Annotated in this window: 10 protein-coding genes; 6 read left to right on the top strand and 4 right to left on the bottom strand. The window is 73.4% G+C overall.

Features of this window, described 5'->3' with window-relative positions:
* On the bottom strand, window positions 1-1,671 hold a 1,671-nt coding region (locus ACFWBW_RS30870; protein WP_385379462.1), incomplete at its 3' end, for a DEAD/DEAH box helicase.
* A gap of 19 nt (window positions 1,672-1,690) precedes the next feature.
* Entirely contained in the window at window positions 1,691-2,539 is an 849-nt protein-coding gene (locus tag ACFWBW_RS30865; RefSeq protein ID WP_385379353.1) for a class I SAM-dependent methyltransferase, read from the bottom strand.
* A gap of 358 nt (window positions 2,540-2,897) precedes the next feature.
* On the opposite strand from ACFWBW_RS30865, the gene rpsA reads away from it, so the two are divergent.
* The 5 genes from rpsA (at window position 2,898) to ACFWBW_RS30840 (ending at window position 7,887) form a co-directional block, all read left to right on the top strand.
* Window positions 2,898-4,415, top strand: coding sequence for a 30S ribosomal protein S1 (gene rpsA, locus ACFWBW_RS30860; RefSeq protein ID WP_243338283.1), 1,518 nt, complete (start codon window positions 2,898-2,900; stop codon window positions 4,413-4,415).
* Between the two features lie 181 nt (window positions 4,416-4,596).
* Window positions 4,597-5,535, top strand: a complete 939-nt coding sequence (locus ACFWBW_RS30855) for a PAC2 family protein (protein WP_385379349.1) — start codon at window positions 4,597-4,599, stop codon at window positions 5,533-5,535.
* A gap of 74 nt (window positions 5,536-5,609) precedes the next feature.
* Window positions 5,610-6,221: a dephospho-CoA kinase gene (coaE, locus tag ACFWBW_RS30850; RefSeq protein WP_385379346.1), complete on the top strand. Its 612-nt coding sequence runs from the start codon at window positions 5,610-5,612 to the stop codon at window positions 6,219-6,221.
* Window positions 6,222-6,477: 256 nt separating this feature from the next.
* Window positions 6,478-7,422, top strand: coding sequence for an alpha/beta hydrolase (locus ACFWBW_RS30845; RefSeq protein ID WP_385379343.1), 945 nt, complete (start codon window positions 6,478-6,480; stop codon window positions 7,420-7,422).
* A gap of 69 nt (window positions 7,423-7,491) precedes the next feature.
* Window positions 7,492-7,887, top strand: a complete 396-nt coding sequence (locus ACFWBW_RS30840; protein WP_266909598.1) for a tetratricopeptide repeat protein — start codon at window positions 7,492-7,494, stop codon at window positions 7,885-7,887.
* A gap of 57 nt (window positions 7,888-7,944) precedes the next feature.
* On the opposite strand, the gene ACFWBW_RS30835 is transcribed toward ACFWBW_RS30840, so the two are convergent.
* Window positions 7,945-8,202, bottom strand: coding sequence for a DUF6343 family protein (locus ACFWBW_RS30835; protein WP_385379458.1), 258 nt, complete (start codon window positions 8,200-8,202; stop codon window positions 7,945-7,947).
* A gap of 76 nt (window positions 8,203-8,278) precedes the next feature.
* On the bottom strand, window positions 8,279-8,899 hold the full coding sequence (locus ACFWBW_RS30830) for a hypothetical protein (protein WP_385379339.1): 621 nt from the start codon (window positions 8,897-8,899) through the stop codon (window positions 8,279-8,281).
* Between the two features lie 147 nt (window positions 8,900-9,046).
* On the opposite strand from ACFWBW_RS30830, the gene ACFWBW_RS30825 reads away from it, so the two are divergent.
* Window positions 9,047-10,354, top strand: a complete 1,308-nt coding sequence (locus ACFWBW_RS30825) for a helix-turn-helix domain-containing protein (protein ID WP_385379336.1) — start codon at window positions 9,047-9,049, stop codon at window positions 10,352-10,354.
* Window positions 10,355-10,631 lie beyond the last annotated feature (277 nt).

Here is a 10,631-nt window from a genome sequence, read left to right as displayed (position 1 = left end):
TCCCTTTTCGGGGGGGGGGGCGTTTTGGGCTTCGGTGGGGGGGGGGCCTCCCTCGGGAACCGGGGGGGTGGCTGGCCAGAATGGGGGGTCGGGGCCGGAGCCCCGGGAATCGGGAAGGGGCGGGGTGGGGAAATGCCCCGCAGGGCCGCCTTCTCCCGCTGCGCGCTCCAAGCGCCGGGCCTCCGCGCGCCAGCGCGATGCGTACGGGTCGCCGCCCGCACGGGCCCGGCGCCAGGCCGCGGCCAGGTCGTCCCCGTACTCCCGCGGCGGCTCCTCACTCAGCAGGGCCACCAGTTCCGCCGCCCGCCGAGCCCCCAGCGCGGCGGAGCCGTCGAGCAGGGCCCGGGCCAGGCGCGGGTGCAGGCCGAGCCGGGCCATCCGCAGCCCGCGCGGCGTGGGCCGCCCGGCCGGGGTCACCGCGCCCACCGCGAGCAGCACCTCCCGCGCCGCGGCCATCGCTCCGGCCGGCGGCGGATCGAGCAGGGGCAGGCCGGTCGCGTCCGGGTCGCCCCAGCAGGCGGCCTGGAGGGCGAACTGCGCGAGGTCCGCGATCCGGATCTCGGGGGAGGGGTACGCGGGCAGCCGCCCGTCCTCCGCTTCGGCCCAGCAGCGGTACACCGTGCCGGGGGCCTCGCGCCCGGCACGGCCCGCGCGCTGGCGGCCGGCCGCGCGGGAGGCCCGTACGGTGGCCAGCGCGCCCAGGCCCCGGGCGTGGTCGACCCGGGGTTCGCGGGCCAGCCCCGAGTCCACGACGATCCGTACGCCGGGCACGGTCAGGCTGGACTCCGCGACGGCGGTGGACAGGATGACCCGGCGGTGCGGCGCGGGCGACAGCGCGGCGTCCTGGACGGAGGCCGGAGCGCGGCCGTGTATCTGGAGGACCTCCGCGTCGACGGCGCCGAGCTGCCCGGCGACCCGGGCGATCTCGCCGACGCCGGGCAGGAAGCAGAGGATGTCGCCGGAACGTTCCGCCAGCGCCCGCCGCACCACCGAGGCCACGTGCGTGAGCTGCGCCGGATCCACCCGCATCCCGTGCGGCGGACGCACCGGGCGGGCCGGCGGGGCCCACACGGTCTCCACCGGATGGGTGATCCCGGCCGCCTCCACGACCGGGGCGCCGCCGAGGAGCTGCGCCCAGCCGTCGGCGTCCGTGGTCGCCGAGGCCGCGAGGAGGCGCAGCTCCGGGCGCAGGGTCGCGCGCACGTCCAGGAGGAAGGCGGCGACCGTGTCGGCGTCCAGGTGCCGCTCGTGGCACTCGTCCAGGATCACCAGATCGGTGCCCGAGAGCTCCTGATCCCGCTGGAGCCGCTGGAGCAGCACCCCGGTGGTGACCACCTCGATCACGGTGGAGGGCCCCATCACCCGCTCCCCGCGCACGGTGAAGCCCACCGAGGCGCCCACCTGCTCGCCGAGCAGCCAGGCCATCCGCCGGGCCGCCGCGCGGGCGGCGATCCGGCGGGGTTCGGCGACCACGATCCGGCGGCGGGGTCCGCGTGCCGATTCACTGCCGGCCGGTCCCACCAGCCCCGCCAGTACCAGCGGCACCAGTGTGGTCTTGCCGGTGCCGGGCGGGGCGCAGAGCACGGCGGTGCCGTGGGCGTCGAGCGCCGAGACGAGCGCGGGCAGGGCTTCCCGTACGGGAAGGGAGTCGAGGTCGGCCGTACGGATCACGCGCTGTCCCGTCACCGGCTCAGTCCCGCTCGCACACGAAGATCGCCGTGCCGGGGATGAGGTTGCCCCGCAGCGGGGACCAGCCGCCCCACTCCTGGCTGTTCCACGCGGGCCACTCCGGCTCGACCAGGTCGACGAGGCGGAAGCCGCCCGCGACCACGTCCCGTACCCGGTCGCCGATCGTGCGGTGGTGCTCCACATATACGGCGCGGCCCTGCTCGTCCTGTTCGACGTACGGGGTGCGGTCGAAGTAGGAGGCGGAGACGGACAGCCCCTCGGGGCCCGGCTCGTCGGGGAAGGCCCAGCGGACGGGATGGGTGACGGAGAAGACCCAGCGGCCGCCGGGGCGCAGGACGCGGCGCACCTCGCGCATGACGTTCACGGGGTCGGCGACGAAGGGCACGGCCCCGTAGGCGGAGCAGGCGAGGTCGAAGGAGCCGTCGCGGAAGGGGAGGCGGCCGGCGTCCGCCTCGACCAGCGGGACGTCATCGCCGATCCGCAGGGCGTGCTGGAGCTGGCGGTGGGAGAGGTCCAGGGCGACGGGGCGGGCGCCCTGGGCGGCCAGCCAGCGCGAGCACTGGGCGGCGCCGGCGCCGATCTCCAGGACGTCCTTGCCCTTGAGGGAGGCGGCGGGCCCGAGCAGGGCCGCTTCCGCCTCGTCCAGGCCCTCGGGTCCCCAGACGAAGCGGTCGTCGCCGAGGAAGGCGCCGTGCTCGCTCTGGTACTCGTCGGCGTTGCGGTCCCACCAGCCCCGGCTCGCCCGACTGCTCTCCGCTTCCCCCGCGTCACGCCGCGTGGCCTCGGAATCGTCTTCGGCGGCCGATCCGGCTTCGTACGCCTCTTCGGGGGCGTAGTCCTCTTGGTTCATGGGGCCCGTCGTCGTAGTCTGCGAATGTCTGCGGAAAGCGGGCTGGAGGGGCCATCGGCGCCTGCCCGCCCGCCAATTGTGCCGGTTGTGCGGTGATCCGCCCGGGGTGTGCGCCTTCGCGCATTGACCCTGTCCGGCTGCCCCCGTATGCTACAAGTTGCGCTGCGAGCCTGTGCTCCTCAGACCTAGCAGGCTGCGCTTGTATCTGTTGATGTCCCCTCGGTTTTCGAGGCCCCCACCCCGCATTTCGCGGAACTGGGGCTTCCTTGGCTGTCCGGCTTCTTCGGCAGATGCCGATAAGGGCTCCCGGCGTAGCAGTACCTACGACTTTCTGTCCGTAACCGGAGCCCTTACCCACATGACGAGCAGCACCGAGACCACCGCCACCACCCCGCAGGTTGCGGTCAACGACATCGGTGACGAGGCCGCGTTCCTCGCCGCGATCGACGAGACGATCAAGTACTTCAACGACGGCGACATCGTCGACGGCGTCATCGTGAAGGTCGACCGTGACGAGGTTCTCCTCGACATCGGTTACAAGACCGAGGGCGTCATCCCGAGCCGCGAGCTCTCGATCAAGCACGATGTCGACCCGAACGAGGTCGTCAAGGTCGGCGACGAGATCGAGGCCCTTGTTCTCCAGAAGGAGGACAAGGAAGGCCGTCTGATCCTGTCCAAGAAGCGTGCGCAGTACGAGCGCGCCTGGGGCACGATCGAGAAGATCAAGGAAGAAGACGGCATCGTCACCGGTACCGTCATCGAGGTCGTCAAGGGTGGTCTCATCCTCGACATCGGCCTCCGTGGCTTCCTTCCGGCCTCCCTCGTCGAGATGCGTCGCGTCCGCGACCTCCAGCCCTACGTGGGCAAGGAGCTCGAGGCGAAGATCATCGAGCTGGACAAGAACCGCAACAACGTGGTCCTGTCCCGCCGTGCCTGGCTCGAGCAGACCCAGTCCGAGGTTCGCCAGACGTTCCTCACCACCCTGCAGAAGGGTCAGGTCCGCTCCGGCGTCGTTTCCTCGATCGTCAACTTCGGTGCCTTCGTGGACCTGGGTGGCGTCGACGGTCTCGTCCACGTCTCCGAGCTGTCCTGGAAGCACATCGACCACCCGTCCGAGGTTGTCGAGGTCGGCCAGGAAGTCACCGTCGAGGTCCTCGACGTCGACATGGACCGCGAGCGTGTCTCCCTGTCGCTGAAGGCGACGCAGGAAGACCCGTGGCAGCAGTTCGCCCGGACGCACCAGATCGGTCAGGTCGTCCCGGGTAAGGTCACCAAGCTGGTTCCGTTCGGTGCGTTCGTCCGCGTGGACGAGGGCATCGAGGGTCTGGTCCACATCTCCGAGCTGGCCGAGCGCCACGTGGAGATCCCGGAGCAGGTCGTCCAGGTCAACGACGAGATCTTCGTCAAGGTCATCGACATCGACCTCGAGCGTCGCCGGATCTCGCTGTCCCTGAAGCAGGCCAACGAGTCCTTCGGTGCCGACCCGGCCTCGGTCGAGTTCGACCCGACCCTCTACGGTATGGCTGCCTCGTACGACGACGCGGGCAACTACATCTACCCCGAGGGCTTCGACCCCGAGACCAACGACTGGCTCGAGGGCTTCGACAAGCAGCGCGAAGCCTGGGAGGGCCAGTACGCCGAGGCGCAGACGCGCTTCGAGCAGCACCAGGCCCAGGTCATCAAGAGCCGCGAGGCCGACGAGGCCGCCGCTGCCGAGGGTGCGGCCGCTCCGGCCGCGGGCAGCAGCAGCAGCGCCGGTGCGGGCATCTCGGGTGGTTCGTACTCCTCCGAGGGTGCGGACGAGACCTCTGGCGCCCTGGCGTCCGACGAGGCCCTCGCCGCGCTCCGCGAGAAGCTGGCCGGCGGCCAGAGCTGATCGCAGCAGCACGGTGTGAGCCGAGCTGATCTTCACCGGTAAGGCCCGTCCCCTCAGGGGGGCGGGCCTTACCGCGTTGTGCGGCCGTGCCGGGCGATCTCGTGAATGCCGTCAACTGGGGAATGGTCACGGCTCCTTGGACGTTCTTGCCAGAGAACGCGGCGGAGGAGGAGTGGTGGCAGTGCTTGATCCACAGGGTTTGTACGAATGGGACGCCAAGGGCCTGGCGGTGGCCGACCTGGCGCTTGCCCAGGACTCGGCCGGGCTGGTCATGCTCTACCACTTCGAGGGGTACATAGACGCGGGTGAGACCGGAGAGCAGATCGTCGAGCGACTGCTCGACACGCTGCCCCACCAGGTCGTGGCCCGGTTCGACGCGGACCGTCTGGTGGACTACCGGGCGCGCCGCCCGCTGCTGACCTTCCAGCGCGACCACTGGACGGAGTTCGAGGAGCCCCAGCTCGAGGTGCGCCTCGTCCAGGACGCCACGGGCGCACCCTTCCTGCTGCTGTCCGGCCCCGAGCCGGACGTGGAGTGGGAGCGCTTCTGCGTCGCCGTGCGGCAGATCGTCGAGCGCCTGGGCGTACGGCTCTCCGTCAACTTCCACGGCATCCCCATGGGCGTCCCGCACACCCGGCCCGTCGGGATCACCCCGCACGGCAACCGGACCGACCTCATGCCGGGACACCGCAGCCCCTTCGACGAGGCCCAGGTCCCCGGCAGCGCCGAGTCGCTGGTCGAGTTCCGCCTCGGGCAGGCCGGGCACGACGTGCTGGGCGTCGCCGCCCACGTACCGCACTACGTGGCGCGCTCCCCGTATCCCGACGCCGCGCTGACCGTCCTGGAGGCGATCACCGCCGCGACGGGTCTGGTCCTGCCGTCGGTCGCGCACGCGCTGCGCACCGAGGCGCACCGCACGCAGACGGAGATCGACCGGCAGATCCGGGAGGGCGACGAGGAGCTGGTCAGCCTGGTCCAGGGGCTGGAGCACCAGTACGACGCGGCGGCCGGCGCCGAGACCCGGGGCAACATGATCGCGGAGCCCACGGAGATTCCGTCGGCGGACGAGATCGGCCTCGAATTCGAGCGTTTCCTGGCGGAGCGCGAGGGCGAGGGCTGAGGAACCGCCTCGGACCGCAGCCTCAGTCCGGGGGCCCGTACGGGTCCCCGGACGCGGGGGCTAGTCTGCCCGGCATGTTGAAAGTTGGCCTGACAGGCGGAATCGGCGCCGGCAAGAGCGAGGTCTCGCGACTGCTGGCGGGGTACGGGGCGGTCGTCGTGGACGCCGACCGGATCGCGCGGGAGGTCGTGGAGCCGGGTACGCCCGGACTCGCGGCGGTGGTGGAGGCCTTCGGGGAGTCCGTACTGGCTCCCGCAGGCGGGCTGGACCGCCCGAAGCTGGGGTCGATCGTGTTCGCCGACCCGGCGAAGCTGCGGATCCTCAACGGAATCGTGCACCCGCTGGTCGGGGCCCGGTCCGCGGAGCTGGAAGCCGCCGCGGGGCCCGACGCGATCGTGGTGCACGACGTACCGCTGCTCGCGGAGAACGGGCTCGCTCCCCTGTACGACCTGGTCGTCGTCGTGGACGCGGCGCCCGCCACCCAGCTCGCCCGGCTCACGGGGCTGCGGGGCATGGAGGAGTCGGAGGCCCGGGCCCGGATGGCCGCGCAGGCCACGCGGGAACAGCGGCTGGCCGTGGCCACGCTCGTGATCGACAACGACGGGCCGCTGGAGGCGCTGGAGCCGCAGGTGCGCAAGGTGTGGGAGGAACTCACGGCGCGGGCGGCGGGGGGCACCGGGGCATGACGGGCGCCGCGTCGCTCTGATCGTGCGACGGGCGCCGCGTGGCCCTGATCGTGACGGGCGTTGCGTAGCCCTGATCGTGACGGGCGTCGCGTGGCCCTGATCCGACGGGTGCTGCGTGACCCTGATCGCGACGGCCGCCGCGTGTCCCTGATCTTGACGGACGCCGACCCGCCGGACGCCGCCACCGGAGGGTCTCCGGTGGCGGCGTCCGCGGCGTGACCGCACGATGCGAGACACGCACGTCCGCCGGAGAAGGGTGCCGCGCACGCCCGTCGACCCGTCCATCGCCGCCGTACTCGACCAGGTCAACGCCCACCCGGCCCCCCGGGTCATCGACACCGATCCCGAGGTGCCGCGCGAGGCGAGCCGCAGGACGGGCGCCGGCTTCGCACTGCCGGAGCCGATCGAGGTCGGCTCGGTGGAGGACACCGCCGTCCCCGGACCCGCCGGGCGGATCCCCGTCCGCGTCTACCGGCCCGCAGGCGGCGGACCCGTTCCCACGGTCGTCTTCTTCCACGGCGGCGGCTGGCTCACCGGCGACCTCGACACCCACGACGAGGTCACCCGGCGGATGTGCCGCGACGTGAACGCCGTGGTCGTGGCCGTCGGCTACCGCCTGGCCCCCGAGCACCCCTTCCCCGCCGCCTACGACGACTGCCTCGCCGCCGTCCACCACGCCGCCGACCACATCGAGGACTACGGAGGCCGCCGCGACCGCCTCGCCGTGGCCGGCGACAGCGCCGGAGGAAACCTGGCCGCCGCCGTCGCCCTCACCTTCCGCGACGAGGGCCGGCCGCTGGCCGCGCAACTCCTGGTGTATCCCGCCACCGACTTCGTCGGCGACCACCCCTCAGGCACCGAGAACGCCACCGGCTACGTCCTGCGCACCCAGGACGTCCTGGACCTCCAGCACCTCTATGCGGGCGACGACCCCGCCGTCCGAGGCTCCTTCCGGGTCTCCCCGCTGCGCGCCGAGAAGTTCACCGGCCTCGCCCCCGCGGTCATCGGCACCGCCCAGTACGACCCGCTGCGCGACGAGGGCAACGCCTACGCCGAAGCCCTCCGCGACGCCGGCGTGGACGTCTTCGCCCGTACCTACGACGGACTGATCCACACCTTCCTCAACCTCTTCCCCGTCTCCCCGGCCGCCGACGCCGCCGTCACCGAGCTGTACGCCCGGCTCGGGGAGCGGCTCGGCTGACGGAACGCCGATGGAATAGCGGGCGGTGTGCGGGGCGTTGAACGCGCCTGTAGAGGGAAGGAACAGACCGTGTCCGACACCACGCCGCAGCTCCCGCCGCCCCCTCGGTCCTCGTCGCCCGAGACGCACGTCATCGACTACCGGGCCGCGGAGCAGCTCCTCGCCGCGCGCGACCCGCGCGGTGCGGTGAAGCTGCTCGACTCGGTCATAGCCGCCCACCCGGAGAACACGGCGGCCCGGCTGCTGCGTGCCCGGGCCTTCTTCGCCGCCGCCCAATTGCGTCCGGCGGAGCTGGAGTTCGAGATCGTGCTGGAGCGCGAGCCGGACAACGCGTTCGCCCACTTCGCGCTGGCCCGCACCCACGAGCGCGCCGGCCGGCCGGACCAGGCCCGCAAGCACTTCCGCCTCGCGGCCGCCCTGGACCCGCAGCCGGACTACCTGGCGGCGGCCCGCTTCGAGAAGTAGCCCGGCGGGGCTCCGGGGCGCGACCGGTGTGGGTCTAGGTCGTCCGGAAGAGACGACCTAGTGGCCCGGGGGCTCGTACGGGGGGACGTCGCGGCCCGGCTGGTAGTGCGGGCCCTGGTGCATGCGGCGGAGCACCACGGCCAGGTCCACGGCCGCGAGCACGGCGACGGCGGCGCAGGCCGCCGCCCACCCGGGCCGGGCGGCGAGCGAGAACGCCGCCGCCCCGGCACCGGACCAGATCAGCCCCCACAGGCTCAGCCAGAAGCGCAGCCGCAGCGCGCTGCGGGCGGTCACCGGCTCGTTTCCGGTGCGCATGGCCATCGCCGCCTCGACGTCTTCGCCCACCCCGGCTTCCCCGTCCCTTCCATGGTCCCACCGGGGGCGCGGTGCGTCAGGGGTTGAGCTTGTTCACCGCCTTGACGGTGGTCTTCTTGAAGGCCGGGAGGGGCGCCTCGTGCAGGTACCCCATCTGCCCCCACCTCACGAACGTCACCGTGGAGCCGTCGCGTCCGATGCCGAACAGGTGGACGCCGGGCTCGGATTCCGGCATGGAGGTGTGCACCCCGTAGACGTGCGCGCCCTCCTCGACGCTGAGCTTCCCGTAGTCCTGCCAGGAGGCCGTACCGCCCGGGGTCTCGCGCAGCCAGTCGGCGGCGCAGGCCGCCACCTTGCGCTCCAGGGCCGCCTTGAGCTTGATGGCCGCGCTGCTGGAGGAGGTGCGTACGGACACCTGGACCGCGTTCGTGTCGAACTCGGTGCCGAAGTCGCGGTACCAGCTCCCGGTGGCGGGGAGCACGCCGTCCGCGCAGAACGGCGGGAACTCGGGCAGCCCCTTGGTGACCTTCCCGGCGTACCAGGCGGAGCCGGGATGCGGGGGCAGGTCGGTGCCCGACAGGAACCCGGGCACGGTGACGGCGGCCGTGGAGGTGGTGGAAGCGGTGAGGACGAGGGCGGTGGCGGCGGCCGCGGTGGCCGCGAGGACGGCGGCGGTCCGGGCGGTGCGTCGGAACATGGTCGGTTCTCCCCGTGAGGTCCGTGATGGTGCGGAGGTGTCTCTGGAGAAGGCTGTACCCCGGCCCCGGCCCGCGCCTACGGATCGGGACGAATTCGGGACGGTGGAACGGCCGTACGTACCGTCAGCTGCGGGAACATCCTTGGCATGGAACGGAACTCCGGGACGGGGAGATCGGCCGAGGCGCAGGCGTTCGCGCGGTCGATGAGGGAACTGAAGGAGCGGAGCGGGCGGAGCTACGGGGTCCTCGCGCGAGGGCTCCACACGAGCACGTCGACCCTGCACCGCTACTGCAGCGGCGAGGCGCTGCCCGCGGAGTTCGCGGTGGTGGACCGCTTCGCGCGGGCCTGCGGGGCGACGCCGGCGGAGGCGGTGGAACTGCACCGGGCCTGGCTGCTGGCGGATGCGCGGCGGCGGGCGGTCGCGGTGGAGGCGCCGTCCCTGGACGAGGGGGAGCGGGCGGACCCGGAGGCCGAGCCGGAGACGGAGGCCGCGCAGCCCGACGTTCCGGGGGCGCCGCCGCCGCGCCGGTCCGGGCGCCGGCTGCTGCTGGCCGGGGTCGCGGTCGCCACGGTCGTGGCCCTCGCGGTGGGCGTCCGGTGGCTTCCGCAGACGGGTCCGGACCACCGGTCACCCCAGGCCGGACCGACAGCGCCCGCCGGGGCCACGGGGGCGGCTGCGGCGACGGCCGGGCCGACGGCGTCGGCGAGCGAGTCGGAAGGGACCGGGCCCGCGGCGACTCCGACTCCGACTCCGACTCCGACGGCGACGGGCGCTTCGACGGGCGCTTCGACGGGCGCGCCGACCGGACCCGCGGTGACGGGAGGCCCCTCGCCGGTCTCCCCGCCCCTGCGCGCGGCCGTACGGTCGCACGTGTGGGCGGCGGCCTGCGACCACGCGTACCTCGCCGAGGCGGCGCCCTCGACGGTGCCCCCGCCCCCGCTGGAGGCGGACGCGCCGGCGTGGGCGGCGGGACGGAAGGCCGTCCACGCGGGGACGCAGATCGTGGAGGTCACCCTGCTGGGCACGGGGCCGGAAGCGGTGGTCCTGGAGGACATGGAGGTACGGGTGGCCGGGCGGCGGTCCCCGCTGCCGTGGAACGTCTACGAGATGTCGCAGGGTTGCGGCGGAGGGCTCACCCCGGCCGGGTTCGCGGTCAACCTGGACGCGCCGCGCCCACTGGCCCGGCCGGTGGCAGGCAACAACGAGGGGGAGGTGATCGCGGCACCTGCCTTCCCGCTCCGGGTCTCGGCCACCGAACCGGCCGTCCTGCGGGTGGTGGCGACCAGCACCGGATGCGACTGCGACTGGTCCCTGGACCTCCGCTGGAGCGGCCCCACCGGCTCCGGCACCCTCCGCCTCGACGAGGACGGCCGCCCCTGGCGCATCTCCGCCGTCTCCTCGGACCGCCCGGTCTACGGCTACGCCCACGAGCGGGGCCGCTGGGCCCGCTGACGCGGTGGCGCCGGGCCGACGCCGCCGCCCGGCTGCCGGGCTGCCCGGGCCGCCGGGCTACGGAGCCGCCGACCGGCTGCCGGACTGGCCGGGCCGCCGGGCTACGGGGCCGCCAGACCGCGGGCTACGCCGGGGTGCTGGGCTACGGAGCCGCCCGTCACGCTGCGCACAGGGGTCCCCTACCCGCCCTTCCCCCGTTCCCCGGGCGCTGCCCGGACCCGCCCGGGGCTCCGCCCCGGAGCCCGCGCCTCAAACGCCGGCGGGGCTGGATGAATCC

It is taken from the genome of Streptomyces sp. NPDC059957 (genome assembly GCF_042730015.1).
Taxonomy (GTDB): domain Bacteria; phylum Actinomycetota; class Actinomycetes; order Streptomycetales; family Streptomycetaceae; genus Streptomyces.
Note: the sequence above shows the minus strand (reverse complement) of the source record. Positions and strands in the feature narration are given on the sequence as shown.